General features: G+C 52.9%; 18 protein-coding genes and 1 pseudogene. 8 read left to right on the top strand and 11 right to left on the bottom strand.

What is annotated here, in order from left to right; all coding sequences use genetic code 11:
• Positions 1–275: 275 nt before the first annotated feature.
• The 7 genes and pseudogenes from QU597_RS20060 to QU597_RS20030 all read right to left on the bottom strand — a co-directional run.
• A complete protein-coding gene (locus QU597_RS20060) occupies positions 276–1118 on the bottom strand; it encodes a sugar phosphate isomerase/epimerase family protein (RefSeq protein WP_310829528.1) in 843 nt (280 codons plus the stop codon).
• 318 nt (positions 1119–1436) lie between these two features.
• On the bottom strand, positions 1437–2135 hold the full coding sequence (locus QU597_RS20055) for a rhamnogalacturonan acetylesterase (protein ID WP_310829527.1): 699 nt from the start codon (positions 2133–2135) through the stop codon (positions 1437–1439).
• Entirely contained in the window at positions 2135–2899 is a 765-nt protein-coding gene (locus QU597_RS20050; protein ID WP_310829526.1) for an alpha/beta hydrolase, read from the bottom strand. Before QU597_RS20050 ends, QU597_RS20055 begins: the two co-directional genes overlap by 1 nt.
• A 17-nt stretch (positions 2900–2916) precedes the next feature.
• A complete protein-coding gene (gene uxaC, locus QU597_RS20045; RefSeq protein ID WP_310829525.1) occupies positions 2917–4317 on the bottom strand; it encodes a glucuronate isomerase in 1401 nt (466 codons plus the stop codon).
• A gap of 36 nt (positions 4318–4353) precedes the next feature.
• Positions 4354–5841 (bottom strand): UxaA family hydrolase, encoded by a 1488-nt coding sequence (locus QU597_RS20040; RefSeq protein ID WP_310829524.1) that lies wholly within the window; start codon positions 5839–5841, stop codon positions 4354–4356.
• Positions 5842–5907: 66 nt separating this feature from the next.
• On the bottom strand, positions 5908–7317 hold the full coding sequence (locus QU597_RS20035) for a tagaturonate reductase (protein WP_310829523.1): 1410 nt from the start codon (positions 7315–7317) through the stop codon (positions 5908–5910).
• A gap of 128 nt (positions 7318–7445) precedes the next feature.
• Positions 7446–8444 (bottom strand): annotated as a pseudogene (locus QU597_RS20030) (LacI family DNA-binding transcriptional regulator); the annotation flags it as partial.
• Between the two features lie 224 nt (positions 8445–8668).
• On the opposite strand from QU597_RS20030, the gene QU597_RS20025 reads away from it, so the two are divergent.
• The 3 genes from QU597_RS20025 to QU597_RS20015 all read left to right on the top strand — a co-directional run bounded on the left by QU597_RS20025 (position 8669) and on the right by QU597_RS20015 (position 11856).
• Positions 8669–9622, top strand: coding sequence for a pectinesterase family protein (locus tag QU597_RS20025; RefSeq protein ID WP_310829521.1), 954 nt, complete (start codon positions 8669–8671; stop codon positions 9620–9622).
• Between the two features lie 41 nt (positions 9623–9663).
• The gene (locus QU597_RS20020) at positions 9664–11451 is read left to right on the top strand and encodes an ABC transporter ATP-binding protein (protein WP_310829520.1); all 1788 of its coding nucleotides are present in this window, start codon (positions 9664–9666) and stop codon (positions 11449–11451) included.
• A 141-nt stretch (positions 11452–11592) separates the two neighbouring features.
• The gene (locus QU597_RS20015; protein ID WP_310829519.1) at positions 11593–11856 is read left to right on the top strand and encodes a WGxxGxxG family protein; all 264 of its coding nucleotides are present in this window, start codon (positions 11593–11595) and stop codon (positions 11854–11856) included.
• Between the two features lie 396 nt (positions 11857–12252).
• Here QU597_RS20015 and QU597_RS20010 read toward each other — a convergent pair whose 3' ends face one another.
• Together QU597_RS20010 and QU597_RS20005 are read right to left on the bottom strand one after the other, a co-directional pair.
• Positions 12253–12441, bottom strand: coding sequence for a hypothetical protein (locus QU597_RS20010; RefSeq protein WP_310829518.1), 189 nt, complete (start codon positions 12439–12441; stop codon positions 12253–12255).
• A gap of 161 nt (positions 12442–12602) precedes the next feature.
• Complete coding sequence (locus QU597_RS20005) at positions 12603–12821, bottom strand: hypothetical protein (protein WP_054941569.1); 219 nt, start codon at positions 12819–12821, stop codon at positions 12603–12605.
• A gap of 153 nt (positions 12822–12974) precedes the next feature.
• On the opposite strand from QU597_RS20005, the gene QU597_RS20000 reads away from it, so the two are divergent.
• From QU597_RS20000 to QU597_RS19980, 5 genes are all read left to right on the top strand, one after another.
• Complete coding sequence (locus tag QU597_RS20000; RefSeq protein WP_310829517.1) at positions 12975–13505, top strand: hypothetical protein; 531 nt, start codon at positions 12975–12977, stop codon at positions 13503–13505.
• Between the two features lie 248 nt (positions 13506–13753).
• Positions 13754–14266: a GNAT family N-acetyltransferase gene (locus QU597_RS19995; RefSeq protein ID WP_310829516.1), complete on the top strand. Its 513-nt coding sequence runs from the start codon at positions 13754–13756 to the stop codon at positions 14264–14266.
• A gap of 57 nt (positions 14267–14323) precedes the next feature.
• On the top strand, positions 14324–14977 hold the full coding sequence (locus QU597_RS19990) for a hypothetical protein (protein ID WP_310829515.1): 654 nt from the start codon (positions 14324–14326) through the stop codon (positions 14975–14977).
• 122 nt (positions 14978–15099) lie between these two features.
• The gene (locus QU597_RS19985; protein WP_310829514.1) at positions 15100–16227 is read left to right on the top strand and encodes a DNA alkylation repair protein; all 1128 of its coding nucleotides are present in this window, start codon (positions 15100–15102) and stop codon (positions 16225–16227) included.
• Positions 16224–16505: a Dabb family protein gene (locus tag QU597_RS19980; RefSeq protein WP_310829513.1), complete on the top strand. Its 282-nt coding sequence runs from the start codon at positions 16224–16226 to the stop codon at positions 16503–16505. The genes QU597_RS19985 and QU597_RS19980 overlap by 4 nt, the downstream gene beginning before the upstream one ends.
• A gap of 228 nt (positions 16506–16733) precedes the next feature.
• Here QU597_RS19980 and QU597_RS19975 read toward each other — a convergent pair whose 3' ends face one another.
• Together QU597_RS19975 and QU597_RS19970 are read right to left on the bottom strand one after the other, a co-directional pair.
• Complete coding sequence (locus QU597_RS19975) at positions 16734–17636, bottom strand: manganese catalase family protein (protein ID WP_310829512.1); 903 nt, start codon at positions 17634–17636, stop codon at positions 16734–16736.
• Positions 17637–17713: 77 nt separating this feature from the next.
• The gene (locus tag QU597_RS19970; protein ID WP_310829511.1) at positions 17714–19081 is read right to left on the bottom strand and encodes a metallophosphoesterase; all 1368 of its coding nucleotides are present in this window, start codon (positions 19079–19081) and stop codon (positions 17714–17716) included.
• Positions 19082–19140 lie beyond the last annotated feature (59 nt).

Raw genomic sequence — 19140 nt, 5'->3', positions numbered from 1 at the left:
TGAAGCGAATTGTTTATTGGCCAGCCCATTTCAATGATGAAATCAAATTCCGTCCTCCTCAAAATAATCTGAAAGGGTCTGCAGCCATAGTATGCTTACCGGCATTATTTACTATTTTACATGAAAATCTTGAGGAACACATCGGTTGCAGGCCTTTCATTAAGGATAGGCCATGTCGAGATGGGAGTAGCCCTCTGCAAAAGTAGGTCAGCACAAATAAGCACCTGAGCTTTCGCAGGTGCTTATTTGTGCTCAGATGCGTAAACAATAGCTCGCTATACTTCGTTATACAGCCGGTGCAGAAAATCCACGCTTTCCTGTAAGTACGGCTCTGTAGTGCTCTCCAGAAGTCCCTGAATATGCGGCCGCTTGTATTTCATATAATGAAGAATAGGTGCGAATTGCAGCTGACCCTGGCCGACGGGAACGATAACAATCCGGCCGTCTTCAACGGTGAAATCCTTCAGGTGGATGACGGCAATCCGGTCACCCAGCAGTTCCAGCGCCTCGGCAATGACGAATTCCTGCTGCATATAATTATCCGGCGACATCAGATTCGCACAGTCAAGGATGATCTGCAGATTATTAGAGGGAACGAGCTCCAGCAGCCGCTTGGCCAGCTGTGCGGTATGCAGGGGATGATTCTGTCCCGCTTCAATGCCTACCGTTACCCCGAAACGTTCCGCTTCGGCCACCATCGCCCTTACCGAGGTGACCACTTCCTGAAAAGCTTCCTCGGTAAAATTGTCCGGGGTATAGCCCTTGCCTACACTGCCTGTTTCCGTCCCGACCAGACTGGCCCCGAAATCGCGGGCCAAGCGCAGATGGGTGCTGAAATCGTTCAGCGCCTGGGCGCGCTTGGCTGGATCCGTGTCGACAATGTTGACATAGCAGCCGAGCACGGCGATCCTTATACCGGCCTGACGGAAGCTTTCGCCGAAATAAGCAGCCGTACCCGGACTGAGCGAGGAGAGGGAAGGGACACTTTCCGGGAAGGATTTATGGACTGCAAACTGAATATGGCTGAACCGGTAGTGCTTCAGTTTCCCGATCAGCTCCGGCAAGTAATGCCGGGGAAAGTCATGGGCGCGGATGCCGAGATGCAGCGGAACGGTCATGATATCGAATCCCCCTTTAAGTGATACAAATTAGTTAGCATGCAATTGCCCGGCCCGGATGCCGGTACATAATTACCATTTGAATTCCAGCTCCATAGTATTCCAGTTCCGTATCATTCTATTGCACTTTCTGCAGCAGATGCCTATTAATTTAGCCGAATAACCGAATCTATTGCACTCTGTACAGCAGATTTACATCGAACCAGTGCCTTTCCACAGAATACCGAAAATCTATTGCAACAAATACGGTAGATGGCGAGTTAGTGCAGAATAGTGAGTTTTCTATTGTATGAAGTGCAATCACAGGCTCAATCTATACTATGTATCCGCATTCAAATGTAGAGACGGATGCAACCCTGATAAGGCTGAACACTCTCTGATAGCCACGGCTACAAGCTCAGCAATCCGTTTGGCCCCTTCAGTGCTGAAATGTGTGTCATCCGTGACGCCGTCCGGATAATTTGGATGCTGTCCGGGCGGCAGATGCATGAATAAATGCTGCGATCCCTCGAAGCCAAGGGTCCGGTACAACTGCTGGGAGGCAGCGAAAATATCGAGCATCGGGGTTCCGGTCAGCTCCGCCACAGCACGCATGGCCGCAGGATAGGCTCCGACCGCCAGCGGATCGGGTTCACCCTCCGCAGTGAAGCGGCGGCGGCTTACGGAGGTTAGCAGGACAGGATGCCCGCCCCTGCTGCGGGCAGATTCAATATACAGCTGCAGATTCTGCTTATACCCGGTATCAGGATCGGTGTACCGGGACGGATCTTCCTGCTTCTCGTCATTATGTCCGAACTGGATCAGCAGGAAGTCTCCGGGCCGGAAATCTCGCTCGATGTCCGCTAGGCGTCCTTCTGCCAGAAACGACTTGGTACTCCGCCCATTGATGGCGCGGTTGTCGATGATAACCTCCGGTCCGAAATGCTTCTGGAGATATTCACCCCATCCTGCCATCGGTTTTGCCTCCGCACCCTTTAGGGCGGCAGTAGAGTCCCCGGCAATATATAGTGTTGGCATCAATCTTCCTCCTCTGTCACATAGTGATGTTTCTTTAGCCAGCTTGCACAGAGCTGCAGCCATTGCCGGCATTCCTCATTCCCGGCGGATAAGCCGAGTCCGTGGCGTCCTTCTTCAAAAATATGCAGCTCAAATGGAATGCCGCTCTGAGATAATGAAGCGGCAAATTTCAGGCTGTTCTCCACCGGAACGCTGGCATCGTTCGCCGTAGCCCAAATGAAGGCGGGAGGTGTCCTGCTGTCAACCTGCCGGTCCGCCGAATATGCTATGAGGCTTGCCTCCACGGGATTCGCCCCAAGCAGATTCAGGCGGCTTCCGGCATGGGCGAAGGGCTCCTCGAAGGTGATAACGGGATAGCCCAGCAGCAGCAGATCCGGCTTAGATTCCGCGGCAGCGGTGACGGCAGTAATAGCCGCAAGATGCCCGCCTGCCGAGAAGCCGGTAAGACCAATCTGCCCTGGGCGGACGTTCCATTCTTTCGGTGCCTCACGGACCCAGACCAGTGCATCCTCTACATCCTTGATCAGCAGGGACGGATCAATATCCTGCGTCTGGTATTTCAGCACCCCGGCATGAATGCCGAGGCTGTTCAGCCACTGAGCTACCGGTTCCCCCTCATGCCGGGCCAGATGATGATAGCCTCCTCCGGGCAGGACAAGAATAAAAGGCCGCTCCTCCTGAACAGGGAGAGGATAGAGGGAGAGGATGGACACGCCGGACTCCTCCGGCGCAGCTCCATCCCCTTCAAGGCATACCTGCAGCATGCTTGCTCCCCCTCTATTTATTCCGCAGACGGAAATCCGAAATAACCGGCGGCATTGTTATAGGAGATATCCCGGACCAGCTGTCCCAACAGCTCCATGTCGTCTGGTGCTTCTCCGCGTTCAACGAGCTCTCCGATCAGGCCGCACAGCACCCGGCGGAAATATTCGTGGCGGGTGTAAGAGAGAAAGCTGCGGGAGTCGGTCAGCATGCCAACGAAGTTACCCAGCAGGCTGTTGTCGGCAAGCAGGGTGAGCTGCTGGCGCATACCGCTGCGGGTATCGTTATACCACCAGCCGGAGCCGAGCTGCATTTTGCCTGCAGTATCCTTTTGGTAGCAGCCCATCAAAGCCAGGAGTGCGGGATAATCCCTCGGATTAAGCGAGTAGAGGATCGTCTTAGGTAATCCTGATCCGCATTCGGCCCGGTCGAGCAGCTTGGACAGGCTTTCGGTAATGGACAAGTCATTAATGCCGTCGTATCCAGTATCCGGCCCCAGCTTCTGGAACATCGGTGTATTATTGTTACGGTACGCGTGGATATGCAGCTGCATGGTCCAGCCTTTATCATGATAGAAGCCGATGAGTGCGGTAAGCAGCTCCGTGCGGTAGAGCGTAATTTCCTCTGGAGACAGCTCAGCGCCTTCCTGTCTTTTGGCGAAGATGGCCTGGGCTTCAGCGACAGATCCGGCGCGGTAACGCAGCACATCCAGCGCATGGTCAGACAGGCGGCAGCCGTGGTAATGGAAGAATTCAACACGTGCGCGCAGCGTGTCAAGCAGTTCGGCATACGTGTTTACTGGCGTTCCGGCAGCCTCTTCCAGTGCTTTAAGCCAAGCGGGGAACCCGGGAGCATCAATGTTCAGCGCCTTGTCAGGACGGAAGGTCGGGAATACGCTGAAATCCTTTTCTCCTTCCTTCAGCAGCTTATGATATACAAGCGAATCCGCCGGATCATCGGTGGTGCAGATCGTTTTTACACGGGAACTGCGGATCAGCCCCCGCCGTGTGAATTCCGGTTCAGCCAGCTTGCGGTTCACTTGCTCCCAGATGGCCGGGGCAGAATCCTCATTCAGCAGCTCTGATACACCGAAGAAGCGGCGCAGCTCCAGATGGGTCCAGCTGTAGAGCGGGTTGCCGACAGCTTTGGGAAGCGTTCTGGCCCAGGCCAGGAATTTGTCGTAATCCGTAGCGTCTCCGGTAATATGTGATTCCGGAACCCCATTTGCACGCATCAGCCGCCATTTGTAGTGATCGCCGTAGAGCCAGGCAGCAGTCAGGTTTTTGAATGGCTGGTCCTCATAAATTTCCCGCGGGTCGAGGTGGCAGTGGTAGTCGATGATCGGCATCGCTTTGGCATGTTGATGGAAGAGCTGCCGGGCAGGTTCGGTGGTTAATAAAAAATCGTCGTTTAAAAACATGATGACGCTCCCTTTACATGGATTTAGGATAAGAGATTATAGCGTTACTCCGGTTTTGAAAATGGCCAGCTCGCGTACTTCGTTCTGCTCATTACGTGTTTTTTGGCCGCTGGCAACTGCGATAATATAACTAATAAATTCTTCGAGCACTTCGGCCATCGGCACTTCCAGCAGCGGCCCGGCGTTGAAGTCCATCCAGTGGCCTTTTTTGGCAAATAGCTCATTGTTGGTAGCTACCTTAACTGTAGGCACGAAGCTGCCGAACGGTGTTCCCCGGCCGGTGGTGAACAGCACCAGCTGGCAGTCGGAGGCAGCCAGCGCGGAAGCGGCCACAAGGTCGTTGCCCGGCGCCTGCAGCAGGCTGAGGCCTTTTTTGCGCAGCTTCACGCCGTATTGCAGCACATCGACGACCGGAGAGGTTCCGGCCTTTTGGGTACAGCCGAGCGATTTGTCCTCCAGGGTACTGATGCCTCCGGCCTTATTGCCCGGCGAAGGATTCTCGTACACCGGTTCACCGTAGGAGAGGAAGTACTGCTTGAAATTATTGATCAGGGAGACGATATCTTCGTAGACCTCACGGCTCTCTGCACGGGCCATCAGCATTTTCTCTGCACCGAACATTTCCGGTACTTCCGTCAATACCGAAGTGCCGCCCTGGGAGATGATGAAATCGGAGAAGGCACCCAGCAGCGGGTTGGCGGTAATGCCGGAGAAGCCGTCAGAGCCGCCGCATTTCAGGCCGATGTTCAGCTCGCTGAGCGGAACCGGCTCGCGGGCATCATCCTTTGCGGCTTCATACAGCTCCTCCAGCAGGGCAAGCCCGGCCTCGACCTCATCGCCCACCTCTTGGGCTACAAGGAATTTGACCCGTGATTCGTCGTAATCGCCAAGCATGCTCCGGAATTCTGCGACGATATTGTTCTCACAGCCGAGGCCGAACACGAGCACACCTCCGGCATTGGGGTGATTCACGGCATCCAGCAGGATACTGCGGGTCATGCGGTGATCATCTCCAAGCTGTGAGCAGCCGTAAGGATGCTTCAGCACAGTGAAATTGTCAAAGCCGCCGAGATCCGGATGCGCGGCCTTGAACTCCGTCAGCATTTGTTCGGCAATGCCATTCACACAGCCGACTGTAGGGATAATGAACAGGTCATTGCGGATGCCGACCTTGCCGTTAGCACGCCGGTAGCCTTGAAAGGTCAACTCCCGCTTCGGATAGGTGACCGGATGGAGCTCGGGCTTATAGTCATATTCCTCTTCTCCGGCAAGGTTGGTCTTGATGTTATGCGTATGGACCCAGTCGCCCGCTGCAATTGGAGCAATCGCGTGGCCGATGGGATAGCCGTATTTGGTGATTACGTCATCCGGTGCGAAGGCGGTTAATGCAATTTTGTGGCCCTGAGGGATATCCTGGCCTGCCTGCAGCGTCAGCCCTTCGAACTCAAGCTGTTCACCGGCAGGGATGGGGCGCAGCGCTACAGCCACCGTATCCCTTGGGTTCATTTTCATTAATCGTTTCATGCTGTCTGTCCCTCCTAAAAGGTTTGATATATAGATTAAACTGTTAATTTTTTATATAGATCTCTATCAGCTCACAACCTGCTGCAGCACGGCACGGCTGTCTGTGCTCTCAAGCTCCTGAAGTTTGGCCGCGATGGCGTCAGCCAGACCTGGCACCAGTGTCAGATCCTGGCCCCACAGGCTGTCATTCTTCAGGATGGTCTGCACGAAGCTGCCCGGATGGCTCCAGGCCAGATCGAATACTTCCAGTACTTCGGCACCGTCCTGACGTGCCACACGGTCTCCCCGGTAGCTAAGCAGCAGGGCGGCAAAGGCGAGCGTCATCAGCTCAGGCAATTTACCGCGCTCCTGCTGGTAGCGGAGCAGAACCGGAAGCAGCCGGGACTTGAATTTAGATATGCTGTTCAGTGAGATGGATGCCAGCTCATGACGGACGAACGGATTCTTGAACCGCTCCAGTACAGCAGCAGAGTAGGAGGTCAGCTCGTCAGCAGGCAGATCCAGCATCGGGATCAGCTCATCGTTCATCAGATCCTGTACAAACCGTAAGAAGGTCTCGTCATTCATTACATCTTCGACAGTTTTCAGGCCGGCCATCATGGCAAGCGGCACCATTGCGGTATGCGGGCCGTTCAGCAGATGCACCTTGCGTTCACGGTAAGGGGTCATATCGTCAGTCACAACGACGTTAAGTCCGGCTTCCGCCAGCGGCAGCTTCTCGGACAGCCATGCGGGGCCTTCAATCACCCAGAACAGGAAAGGCTCGGCGGTGACCATCAGATTGTCCAGATAGCCCAGTTCTGCTTCCAGTTGAGCTGCCTTATCACGCGGGTATCCCGGCACGATCCGGTCCACCAGGCTGCAGCAGAAGGTGTTCTCTTCAACTAACCATTTATCGAAGGCATCGCCCAGCTGCCACTCAGCAGCGTACTGCTGCACAATCTCCCGCAGCTTCTCACCGTTGCGATCAATCAGCTCGCAGGGGATTATGACAAAGCCCTTTTTGCCCAGCTCAAAACGTCTATAGAGCAGTGCCGTCAGTTTGGCCGGGAAGCTCTTCGGCGGAGCATCATTCAGCTCTCCCGCGTGATAGGCAATACCGGCTTCGGTGGTGTTGGAGGTGATGAATTCAAGTCCATCGTCCTCAGCCAATGCCAGATAGGCTGCGTAGTCTTCGTAGGGACTGATGACCCGGCTGACGCTTGCGATGATCTCCCGGGAATTCACGGTCTGCTGCTGCATGATGCCGTTTAGCAGCACGGTGTACAGATTATCCTGTTCAGCCATCAGTGCGCCAAGCCCCTGGCCGATCGGCTGTACCAGCACTGCACTGCCGTTAAACAATCCCTGGTTGTTCATCTGCTGCAGCTGCCAGTCTACAAAGGCGCGCATGAAGTTGCCTTCACCGAATTGGATCATTCGTTCAGGATACACGGGCAAGCCGGGCTGGGTGCTTCTGGATAGGCGTTTTGTCATGGTTTCACAATCTCCTTTAAGATACATAATAAATGCACACGTGAACATTTTTATCAGGAAGAAGCGGATAATCCTTCCGCTTGGGAAGGGCATCCGGTTCTGCAAGAAACAAAGATGATAGGGGCTGCTTAACACCCTGCAACAGTATCACGCACGACGAGTGAGGTCTTAACGAATAATTGCTGCGGTTTCGTCTCCGGCTGCTGAAGCAGCTGGATCAGCATCTTCGTACCTAGCTCACTGATATCGGCAATCGGCTTGCGGACTGTCGTCAGCGCGGGATTCGTATACCGGGCGAACATAATATCGTCGAATCCGAGCAGGGAAATCTGCTGCGGGATGCTGATCTTGTGGGCGTAGCAGGCATTCATGGCACCGATGGCCATATCATCATTGGAACAGAATACGGCAGTCGGCGGCTCCGAAAGGCTGAGCAGGGCAGTCATTGCAGCATAACCGCTCTCAATACTGTAATCCCCTGCTGCAAAATAATCGGAATTCAGCTGCAGGCGATGTTCAATCAGACTGTCCATAAAGCCTTGCTTGCGTTCGGTCGAAGATTTGAAGCCGGGTTTGCCCTCAATAATAGCCAGCCGCTGGTGTCCTTGCGAGACCGCATAATCGATAGCTTCCTTGACGCCTTCGCGGTCGTTCGCCACCACGTTCATAATACCCGGGTCCTCCAGCTGGCGGTTCAGCACGACCAGGGGAATGCCCATCGTCTTGACATGGTAAATAAAAGCATTATCCTCATCGCTCTGGCTCATGACAAGAATGCCGTCAAAACGCTGCGGCTGAATGTTTCCGTAGTTGTGGACGCCGTCGATCCCGTGAACGGTCAGGTTGAAATTCTCATCCAGCACATGGCTGATCCCTTTGATCGCATCCACAAGAAAGCTTGACGAGGTTCCCTGATCAATACTGGAGAAGAACAGCCCGATGGTAAAAGAGCGCTTGGTAACCAGACTCTTGGCGCTGTAATTCGGCACATAATTCATTTCCGCGGCGATTTTCTCAATCTTGTCGCGGGTGACCTTCTTGATCAGCGGGCTGCCGTTCAGCGCTCTGGACACAGTGGTGTGGGAGACGCCGGCAACACGGGCAATATCTTTGATGGTAATCATAAGTTCTCCCCGGCAATAGAATTGTTAACGATTTCAGTGTAGTCCTCAAGCCCCTTCAAGTCAAGAACATAATGAAATGCACACGTTAAAATTTTTGTTGGCATAGACCTCGCTTGAGCGCTATAATCAACTTGCTTGTTTGACAAGACCGGAAGATGAAATAGGGAACTGGAATGGGTAGTATATTTCCGGCAAGGACGGGCGAATAAGGACTGGGAGGATAAGTCATGCTGGTGGGAAAAGAAGCCTTCTGCGATTATCAGACAATCACAGAGGCGGTAGATGTACTTGAGCAGCTGCCTGCGGGTGAAGCCCAGACGCTGTATATTTTGGCTGGCGTGTATGAAGAGAATGTGAGGATATACCGGTCGGACCTGACGATAACCGGCATCGGAGAGGTGATGATCAGGAGTAACCGCTATGCCCGGCAGCTGGATGAAACCGGAGAAGAACAAGGGACCTTCGCCACACCGACCCTGTTTCTGGGCGGCAGCAGGCTGATTGTTGAGAACCTTATCGTTGTCAATACCGCGGGGCAAGGCCCTGATATCGGGCAGGCTCTTGCCTTGTATGCCCATTGCGATGAAACAGTGTTCCGCAACTGTACGTTTAAGGGGCATCAGGACACTATCTTTACCGGCCCGCTGCCGGCGGCCAACAAGCACGGTGGCCCCTTCGGCGGCATCCCGCTGCAGGAGCGGCGTGAAATCTGCCGCCAGCTGTACACGGGCTGTTATATCGAAGGGACGGTGGACTTTATTTTCGGCGGAGCGGCCGCCTATTTTGAGCATTGTGAAATCCGCAGCCTGAAGTCCACTAACGAAGGGTCCGGCTTCATAACAGCAGCGTCTACTCCGCAGGGGCAGAGCTACGGGTATGTTTTTGATGAATGTTATCTGACGGCTGCCGAAGGTGTATCCGGAGTGTATCTTGGACGCCCATGGCGCGGTTATGCTAGGACGGAGTTTGTGAATTGCCGGCTCGGATCCCATATTCATCCCTCCGGCTGGGATTACTGGGGCAATCCGGCCAATGAAACAACGGTCCGTTACCGGGAATACGGCATAGCGGATGATGATAAGCTGCGGGAGCAGCGTGTGCCTTGGGCCCTTTTACCAGGGGAGGGGGAGGCTGGGCCGGATAAAGCGCAGGTCTTTGCTGGGACGGAGTTCTGGAAGTAGCTGCATAGCACAAGCCATTACCGGAAAAGGGGGTGGAGATTATGGAGCGCAGAGAAGAGGGCATGCCGGACTTTGAACAGCTGTTTATGAGCCGGGAAATCAAGAAGGACCGCCCATTCCATACGCTGCTGCTGCTGTACAGAGGGATGAGAATCAATCTGCTCGTCTCGCTGTTGTTCTATATCCTTAAGCATGCTCCGACCTGGGTCATACCCGTAATTACCGCCGATATTATTAATCATCTCAGCCGCCCGGACTTAAGCAGTCTGAATTGGCTATGGCTCGATCTGGCGATTGTATCCGTTGTCATTGTGCAGAATATTCCGTCCGCCTATATGCATGTCAGCTTCATGAGCCGGTCTTCCCGTCAGGTTGAGGCGGGTTTACGCGGCACTCTGATCCGCAAGCTCCAGCATCTGTCCATGACCTACCATACGGATCTGCGGGCCGGGCGGCTGCAGTCCAAGGTGCTGCGTGATGTGGAAACTATCGAGACACTGTCCAAGCAGATGATGTATTCCTTTGTCCCGGCTGTAACTAATGTGCTGATCGCCATCACCATTACCGCCTTCAAAAGCTTGCAGGTAACCCTGTTCTTCGTGCTGGTCATTCCTTTTGGCGTCCTGCTGATTACGTTCTTCCGGAAAAAAATCCGTACCCGCAACCGTGAATTCCGCCGCCAGATTGAGAACATGTCCGGACAGGTGGCGGAAACGGTGGAGATGATCCCGGTGACCCGGGCACACGGGCTGGAAGAAGTGGAAATCGGCAAAGTGGATACGACGCTGTCTGAGCTGAAGGGAAAAGGATACCGGCTCGATATCACCGAAGCGCTGTTCGGGGCTTCCAGCTGGGTCGTGTTCACACTGTTTCAGTTGCTGTGTCTCGGCTTCACCTGCGTACTCGCGTATCAGGGGAAGATTCAGGTCGGGGATGTGGTCATGTATCAGGGGTTTTTCTCGACGATTCTGGCCTCGATCAACAGTCTGCTGGGTGTATATCCGCAATTCGCCAGGGGGTTTGAGTCCATCTATTCGATCTCGGAGGTGCTGACCTCCACGCAAATTGAAGAATATCAGGGAACTGCGGCGGTAGACTCGCTGCGCGGTGCTTATGAATTCCGCCAGGTGCAGTTCAGCTATAAAGATACAGACAAGCATGTGCTCAAGGATTTCAATTTAACCGTCCGACCCGGGGAATGCATCGCACTGGTGGGTGAATCGGGTGCGGGCAAATCTACGGTGCTTAACATGGTGGTGGGATTTTACCGGCCGACCGGCGGCATGATATTGGTGGACGGCAGGCCGCTGGATGAGCTGGATATGCGCATGTACCGCCAGAAGCTGGCTGTCGTGCCGCAGAGCACCGTGCTGTTCTCAGGCACCATCCGCAGCAATATCACCTTCGGGCTGACGGATGTACCGGACAGCAAGCTCGAGGAGGTCATCCGGCTGGCCAATCTGCAGGATGTGATCTCTCAGATGCCGCAGGGCATCGATACACTGATTGGGGAACACGGCGGCAAGCTGTCAGGCGGACAACGCCAGCGGATTGCCATTGCCCGGGCGATGATCCGTGATCCGGAGATTATTTTGCTGGATGAAGCCACCTCTGCCCTCGACAACATCTCTGAGTTTATTGTCCAAAAAGCGATGCGGGAGCTGATGCGCGGGCGGACCACCTTTATCGTGGCTCACCGGCTGTCGACCATCCGCGATGCGGACCGGATTGTGGTCATGAAGGACGGGCAGGTAGCAGAGGCTGGAACCTTTGAAGAGCTGATGAGCCGCAAAGGCGCTTTTTATGAGCTGAAGCAGCTGCAGGGTTGACCCGGAAAGCAACTGTAACCAACTATCAGAAGAATATTTCGATGCTATTCAGTTTAATCCCATTTTCTGCAAATGATTCACCATAGCTCACATAGGTTAGATAATAATCAGACTTAACATCACCTAGAGGAGCTGATCATTATGTTAAAAGTTAAGACAATGTTTCTGACGGTACTCATCGTTTCAAGTCTTGGTGCATCGGCAGCCTTTGCGGATTCAGTAGAGAATACCAGCACCACTAATTCTGGTAACACTGACACCACTCAAGTGCAAGCTGCAGACAACAATGATGATGAGGATCACGGTAACTGGGGCCTGCTGGGTCTGTTGGGTTTAGCGGGATTGGCCGGTTTGAAACGGCGGGACCGGGATGTCCATGTCAACCGGACAACGGATAGACATTAATACTCCAATTTTCAAATATATTAGAACGATAGAGGAGCTGCAGCCATGCAGCTCCCTTTATATTGTAGTGAAGGTGTAGTACATAGGATTCTTAGTCTAATATTCAACACCGCTATTACTTTAATTTCTCTTAACACCAAGCAGGGTGAACATCAAAAAAGGCGGGTGCATGAAGTCAGGTGTCTGCTTTTTGTATAGTACGCCCAGCATGGGCCTGGGGAAAGCCTGCCGGAAACGCAAGAAATAAACTTGTAAGGACTTGGCACCGGAAATTCTTAGATTCAGTTCGTCCCGGAACACGAATAATGCCCTTCCTACTTCCTATTAGGAAGCGAAAGGGCTGACAAGTTTGCTTTCAGGTTATCTGGAACTTGGTTACCCTTTTCAGGCTACTGCTCACTTGTCCTTCCCGGAATGCTTATCCTTCTCCCCAGTCAGGCTTTCCTGCACATTATCAACAATGCCTCCAACGATATCCTCTACCTTGCCGGTGGCGCCTTCTTGCCCAAGCCTGCTGTGGTCAGGTTCCGGAATCTGCTCAAATGCTGCTCCCCGTTCATCCTTGAACTTGTCCTTATCGCTCATGTTGCTCATCCTTTCCGGTCAGTAAAAGTTAGGATATGCCAGAAACGCATATACTATGTAACCAGTAAACCGGTCCGGAGCATTTGAACCAGGACACATGTGAGGTTATTAGATACCAGGAGCAGGAAAATCCGCTCTGAAAGGGAAGTATTACTTAGGTGTTAAGCCCGGTTATGCTGAAATTTCGTGATTTCCCGGTCATAATGCGAGACGGAGCCGTCAAATCGTTTTACACGCACATATTCTTCAGAGAACTTCTCAATAATTCCGTAGCCGACCTGGGAATACATTCCGTCAGGGTCAAGCTGCAGCGCGGATACAAAGGTCTGCGACATGGCGGCAACAAAAAAATCGATGTTTTTTACAAGTGTTTTCGGCATCGTCCCGGTCCCCCCGTTAAGTAGCTTGAATCCAATTTGCCCGAAAAAAGCTTTTCAATTATTTTACGACAGGCTGTGAATTTTGAAAACAGGTTTTATTTTGCAAAAGTGATGAAAACATAACAATTTGTATGAAAGGCGGGAAGCGGAAAAATGAATGATGAATGTCTGCGGGCCCGTGAGCTGTTTGTCCGCTATTCCGGCAGCCTGGTTCAGATGCACCGTGAAGGTGTACTGAAGACCTATCAAGAGTACAGCATCCCCAAGGAGACTGAGCAGCAGTGGCTCCAGGAGCTGGCGGGCGATTATCTGCAGCGGTTGTCTATAAGAGACTGGGAAGCGGTTGCGGGGCTGGAGACACTCTCCAGACAATATCAAGACCCGGTGATCGTAGAAAAAACCGTTTCGTTCGCGGACCGCAACATCATGAGCGCGGACAGTATCGTCAGGCTGATGTATGCGGAGGGGCTGGTTGGCATTATCCGTGCCCATAAGCTGCTGATTTCCCGTGAGCAGCTATTCAGTGCCTGCCGCACGGCAGTGCAGATTCTGGAGGCGGTCATAGTCCAGCCGCTGGTCATCGACCCCGGTCATGAGCTGCAGCAGCTTGGGCTGCGGGACAAGCGAACGCTGAACAGCAGAGCGAAGAAGAGCATTGAAGAAGTGGAAAAGCTGCTAAACTGATGAATTTGGGCAGCAGTACATTAGTGGGATTTCCTCCACCTTAACTTCGGCTCGACTGGATGTAGTCAAATACTAGTTGGATTTCCTCCCACTAATTTCTCCTTTACGAGCCTAAATCAGTGGTTTTTGTGAAATTAGCTGGAGGTATTCCAACTATATTCCGTCTTTAGGTAGAAACAAATGAATTAGCAGGAGAATTTCCCACTACAATTTAACGATATCAGTTAATGATGCGAGGAGAGCAATGCATGCAGATTAGAACCGAAAATGTAAAGGATTATGAACAGGTCTTTCAATTGAATGAGATTGCGTTCGGCAATCGTGAGGATGAAGCGAAGCTGGTTGAAAGAATTAGAGCTTCTGAAGAGTTTATTACGGAGCTGTCCATAGTTGCTGAAGAGGCGGGAGAGATTGTCGGCCATGTCTTGATCAGCGGAGCCAAGGTAATGGAGGATGACCGGGAACATCAGGTGATTGTGCTGGCACCGATTGCGGTTCGTCCGGATTACCAGGGAAGAGGCGTCGGCGGGCTGCTGATTGAAGAGGGGAAAAGACGGGCCGCGAAGCTGGGCTTCGGTGCAGTCCTGCTGATCGGATATCCCTCGTATTATCCCAGATTCGGTTTTGTACCGGCGAGAGCCTATGGGCTGGAGCTTCTGCAGTTCCCGGTGGAGGACGATGTGTTTCAGGTATGTGAGCTACATGAAGGCGGGCTGAACGGTCTTCGGGGTGAGCTGAAATATCCTGCTGCATTCTTTTGATCAATCTTAATCCAGATCTGTGAAAATGACCTAGACTGAACTAAGGAGAGTGTTCATATGTTTGATCCAAGCCCGGATTCTCCGGTAAGCTTCGGCTATAAATGCCAATGGTATGCAATCCGGACAGCGGATACGGCATCGGTTGCCGCGTTTTTCAATTTGAATGAACCTCAGCCGGCTAACTGGAAGACAGGGTTGGCCGGTGCCTATCAAGGGTACTACTTTGTGTCACCGGCTGTTAATGGCTGGACTCTTGCCGTTAATTCTTTTATGCCGGATTTGAACGCGTCAGGAGAAGACAATCCGCTGGAAACGGTGAAACGGCTCAGCAGCCGGTATGGTGAGGCTTGTTATTTCGCCACACACCGTGTTGTTGATTACCATGCCTGGGCCAAGGCTGTTGACGGGGAGCTGATCCGTGCCTACAGCTATGTGGGCGAGTCTGATGAGGTAATTGTTGACGAAGGGGAGCTGACGGCGGAAGAATTAGACAACGGGTTGATATTCGCCGGATATGATCTTTACGAAGATGATGAAGCTAACGATGAAGACGGCGCCGTTACTGAGTATAGCGAAGAAGATTATGAGGAGCTCCCTGTGCCGGGTGAGGATGACGTGATAAGCATGGCAGAGCTTTGGAGCCTCTCCCCGTTCTTGGAAGACGAAGAGTATGAGCCGGGCGTAGGCATCGCCGGAAGGGCTGCGCGGTAGGAGGTATAAGTCTCCGGAAGAAGATTTTCCAAAGCTGATATACGAACATGACACAAGGCTGTCCAGTTTCCCATGGTATGCTTCATACAGAAGTTTTGAAGAATCAGCAGGAGGATTAACTCATGGCAGAACCATTAAAAGCAATGTACAATGAAGGATTTCTGCGGAGCTTCGGCATGAAGCTTGCCCGGGTATATAGCGTGTTTAACACGGATGATTTCGTCGCGGCGGCAATGAAGGAGCCGTGGGAGGAACTGGAGCTGAAAGCCCGGATGCGGCGGATTACGGAGACGCTGGGAACTTTTCTGCCAGCAGATTATGAAGAGGCGTTGACTGTTCTATATGCGGTAGATGGGGAGTGCACTGGTTTTCCGTACCTGATCTTTCCCGATTTCGTCGAGGTATACGGGCAGGGGGAAGGGCATTGGGAGCTGTCGATGGCAGCGCTGGAACGGTTTACCCCGGGATCGTCGGCTGAGTTTGCCGTCAGGCCGTTTATGCTGCGTGACCCGCAGCGCATGATGGCACAGATGCGGGTCTGGTCGCGCCATGACAATGAGCATGTGCGGCGGCTGGCCAGCGAAGGCAGCCGGCCACGCCTGCCCTGGGGCCAGGCGCTGCCGATGTTCAAGCGCGACCCGTCTCCGGTCCTGCCGGTGCTGGAGCAGCTGAAGGCAGACCCCTCGCTGTATGTGCGCAAAAGTGTCGCAAACAATCTGAACGACATTGCCAAGGACCACCCGGATGTGGTCATAGGCATTGCACGCCGCTGGAAGGGGGTTAGTGAACACACGGACTGGATTGTGCGGCATGGCTGCCGCTCCCTGATCCGCCAAGCAAACCCGGAGATTATGGCTTTATTCGGGTATGCGGACGAGACGGACGATATGCCGCTGGTGGCTGCTGCCTCTTTGTCTGTAGATCCGTCTGTGCTGCAGATTGGCGGCAGCTGCGAGCTGCGCTACAGTCTTTCGGTCCGTGAAGGTGACCCCGTGCGTATCCGGATTGAATACGGCATAGACTTCGTGAAGGCGGGCGGGAAAACCTCACGCAAGCTGTTCCTGCTGTCCGATAAGACAGTGCCGGGAGGTTCGAGGCTATCAGCGGTGCGGACGCACCGCTGGGCAGATTTGACGACCCGCCGCCATTATCCGGGAGAGCACCGGATTACGCTGCTGGTGAACGGGCGCGAAGCTGCATCAGCGCTGCTCAATCTTGAAGCTGATCAGGCAGGAGGAAGCGGAAGATGATCATTAATAATTTGATGATTAAGCTGAAAGAACACAGTCCTGAGAGTATTGCTGCCGCAAGGGACAAGCTGCTCAGCATGCAAGGGAAGATAGAGTACATCCGGGATTTGCGGGTGGAGACGGATATCCGCAGCGGTGCTTACGATCTGATGCTGATTGTTCAATATGAGACGATGGAAGACCTCGAAGCCTATCTTGTCCATCCTGTTCATGTTGAGGTATCCGGGTATATTGCCGGTGTGCTGGAATCGGCGGCGTCTTTTTGCTATGAAACCTAGATAATTGATTCATTCCAAGATACTTTCCCGTACACGGGAGGTATCTTTTTTGCAGAATCTGTATTGAAGGAGGAAGGATGAGGCGGCCTTTGCTGCCACAGTTTTCGCTGTTGCTCGTGTTTTAGCTAGCCGGGTGTGGGGGAATACGATCGATCGGTCAGCGGATATGATTGAAGCAATAAGCAAAAGGGCGTCCTGCACAGGCAGGCGCCCTTTTGCTTATATATGCTAGTCCGTAATGTTGCCGGCCATTTTAAGCCGTCTGGCTATTTCCTTAAAGTCTTCGGCAGAAATGCCGGGTGCGAACTCTTCTTTGGATTCAGGGGCTTCAGGAATCGGTACGCCCTTTGGTGCGCCGGCGATAACTTCAAGCGGGAGCCCATCCTCCGGATGAGTGCCTTTCCAGATCTGGTCAATGGAGCTGAAATCCTGGTCACTCCAGGTGTATAGCTTCGTATGAACGCCTTTTTCCTCGTATTTCTTGGCTTCGGTGAAGGATTTATTGCTTAATGACGGAACCGGCACCAGCTTGGTCACGTTCACGCCTGTAGCGATTTCCAGCGCCTTGGCGTAAGCCACAACATGGACGCCGCCGCGGACCAGCAGGAAACCGACGACCGCGCGGGCAGCCGGATGATCAGTCATTTCATAGACTTTCATTTTATGTGTTCTTGCCCCGCATTCGAGGAAGAAATTATGCAGCAGGTCCTCTACAAGATTGCCGCTGTTGAAGACATTGGCACCGGTCCAGGGATTACCCATCGAGTCAAATGGCATGGCACCCTGTGCCCCGGCCAGGAAATGATACGATAAGCGGGCATCCTTTACGGCATCCAGGGGAGTGGAATCCGGTTTTTTATATTCGGTGGATCCTCTAAGGCATTTATTTACCGCGTGGGAGACCAGCTCCACATGCCCCAGCTCCTCGGCGGTAATACTCATCACCAGATCGTAGAAGGGCTTCAGCTTTTCTTTGGAGCGGAAATTAAAGGACTGGTACAGATAATTGTTGAGGGTGGACATTTCTCCGAACTTACCGCCTAAAAGCTCCTGTACGGCTGCTGCAGCATTCGGGTCCGGCTTCTCGACATCGGGGATCTCAATCATGATTTCATCCATGCGTTTGAACATTGAATTGTCATCCTCCTTTGAGCCTATTGAATTATTCTGCTCGACCCTACTTAAACGTAATTCACGTTGCTTAAACCCTACCGGCCGGTTAATTTTACCTGCAGGTGATGATTATCCTTTTGTTCTAGCTTAGCCATGCCCATAACATAACTCCGTAATCCGCTTGCCGGTGCGTCCTGCCAGAGACCGTAGCCTTCCGAGGCAAGAACGGCTGCATGATCCGAATCTGCTGTCCCGGCAAAATAAATTTCATTGAGCTTACCGACAACGTCAGCCATGGCCTGGAGCTGGGTGGTCGTATAGTTGGCATAACGGCTGTCCTGTGATAAACGCGCATAGCTCCGGTCCGCGGACAGCTTCCGGAATGCCTCTTCGCTGTAAGTATTGAAGTGAAGCAGGTTTGAATCTGTGCTTCCTGCTGCTTTTGCCCACAGCTCCACATTCAGCCTGGAGGTGCTGTAATCAAGTGTCTGATCTGCGGGAGAATAGGTTAGAACACCATATTGATGCGGGTAGACGGAGAGCGCGCTTTCAGCAATATCATAGATATCCGTACCCTCTGCACTGTACTTGCGGATATCCTGAATATGGATGTGTCCACTGTAAACAGTGGTAATGCCGTTCCGGACAAGCGTTTCGATGACCTGATTATTGTCATTAATCGTGAAGCCGTCCTGAATGAATTCACTGTGGTCGAGCAGGCTGTGATGCATGACCGCTAGGATATGCGCTCCGCTGTCTGCCGCAAGTCTGCCGCAATCATCAATCCATTTCAGCGTGGATGCAGACAGCTGGCCGTCCAGCTGGGGGTGGCCCAGTTTTTTATTGCTCCGGTATTGGCTGGTATCGAGCATCAGGAGCCAGAGGTCATCCGAAGGGGCAGCCAGGTAACTTAGCGAATCTTTATCCGATAACACCGCTTCTTCATAACCGAAAGCACCGTAAATGCTGCGGAATACTTTGGGGGAGACGGAGTCCACAGGAATTTGCCGCTCTCCTTCGAAGCTCCGGGCCCAAGGGTTCTGCACATCGTGATTACCGGGGATCACATAGACCCGTGTACCGGTGCGCTGCTCAATAGACTGCAGGTGCTTGGCAAAGTCCTGATGGCTGGCTTTTTCCCCGTTAAGGGTCAGGTCTCCGCTGATAATGACTGCCGACGGCTGCTGAAGTCCGATATCGTATTCCAGGGTATCCAGCGTTTCGTCGCTGTAGGTGACCTGTTTACCGTCCCCCGCAGCCAGAAAACGGCTGAAAGCCGGGCCGTTATCGGTTAGTCGAGGGGATAAATAATGTGTATCTGTTGTCGTGAGAAGTTTTATATGCTGGCCGGACTGAATCCGGAATACCGGATTCTGCTCCGCTGCCTGTCTGCTGCATGACAAGAGAAGGAGCACTAAAGACAGCAGGATCGATAGAAGCAGTCGGCGTACTGGCGAATGCATCGCTGCACCTCATTTCTTTTCAACAAAGTTATGTTAAGGCTACCCATTCCAATAGCTTC

Origin of the sequence: Paenibacillus pedocola (assembly GCF_031599675.1) — a bacterium.
Classification (GTDB): Bacteria; Bacillota; Bacilli; order Paenibacillales; family Paenibacillaceae; genus Paenibacillus_AQ; species Paenibacillus_AQ pedocola.
Note: the sequence above shows the minus strand (reverse complement) of the source record. Positions and strands in the feature narration are given on the sequence as shown.

Excerpts from the sequence above, each read along its gene's own strand:
- QU597_RS20060 (WP_310829528.1), bottom strand. The coding sequence starts at position 1,118 with ATGACCGTTCCGCTGCATCTCGGCATCCGCGCCCATGACTTTCCCCGG.
- QU597_RS20055 (WP_310829527.1), bottom strand. The coding sequence starts at position 2,135 with ATGCCAACACTATATATTGCCGGGGACTCTACTGCCGCCCTAAAGGGT.
- QU597_RS20050 (WP_310829526.1), bottom strand. The coding sequence starts at position 2,899 with ATGCTGCAGGTATGCCTTGAAGGGGATGGAGCTGCGCCGGAGGAGTCC.
- uxaC (WP_310829525.1), bottom strand. The coding sequence starts at position 4,317 with ATGTTTTTAAACGACGATTTTTTATTAACCACCGAACCTGCCCGGCAG.
- QU597_RS20040 (WP_310829524.1), bottom strand. The coding sequence starts at position 5,841 with ATGAAACGATTAATGAAAATGAACCCAAGGGATACGGTGGCTGTAGCG.
- QU597_RS20035 (WP_310829523.1), bottom strand. The coding sequence starts at position 7,317 with ATGACAAAACGCCTATCCAGAAGCACCCAGCCCGGCTTGCCCGTGTAT.
- QU597_RS20025 (WP_310829521.1), top strand. The coding sequence starts at position 8,669 with ATGCTGGTGGGAAAAGAAGCCTTCTGCGATTATCAGACAATCACAGAG.
- QU597_RS20020 (WP_310829520.1), top strand. The coding sequence starts at position 9,664 with ATGGAGCGCAGAGAAGAGGGCATGCCGGACTTTGAACAGCTGTTTATG.
- QU597_RS20015 (WP_310829519.1), top strand. The coding sequence starts at position 11,593 with ATGTTAAAAGTTAAGACAATGTTTCTGACGGTACTCATCGTTTCAAGT.
- QU597_RS20010 (WP_310829518.1), bottom strand. The coding sequence starts at position 12,441 with ATGAGCGATAAGGACAAGTTCAAGGATGAACGGGGAGCAGCATTTGAG.
- QU597_RS20005 (WP_054941569.1), bottom strand. The coding sequence starts at position 12,821 with ATGCCGAAAACACTTGTAAAAAACATCGATTTTTTTGTTGCCGCCATG.
- QU597_RS20000 (WP_310829517.1), top strand. The coding sequence starts at position 12,975 with ATGAATGATGAATGTCTGCGGGCCCGTGAGCTGTTTGTCCGCTATTCC.
- QU597_RS19995 (WP_310829516.1), top strand. The coding sequence starts at position 13,754 with ATGCAGATTAGAACCGAAAATGTAAAGGATTATGAACAGGTCTTTCAA.
- QU597_RS19990 (WP_310829515.1), top strand. The coding sequence starts at position 14,324 with ATGTTTGATCCAAGCCCGGATTCTCCGGTAAGCTTCGGCTATAAATGC.
- QU597_RS19985 (WP_310829514.1), top strand. The coding sequence starts at position 15,100 with ATGGCAGAACCATTAAAAGCAATGTACAATGAAGGATTTCTGCGGAGC.
- QU597_RS19980 (WP_310829513.1), top strand. The coding sequence starts at position 16,224 with ATGATCATTAATAATTTGATGATTAAGCTGAAAGAACACAGTCCTGAG.
- QU597_RS19975 (WP_310829512.1), bottom strand. The coding sequence starts at position 17,636 with ATGTTCAAACGCATGGATGAAATCATGATTGAGATCCCCGATGTCGAG.
- QU597_RS19970 (WP_310829511.1), bottom strand. The coding sequence starts at position 19,081 with ATGCATTCGCCAGTACGCCGACTGCTTCTATCGATCCTGCTGTCTTTA.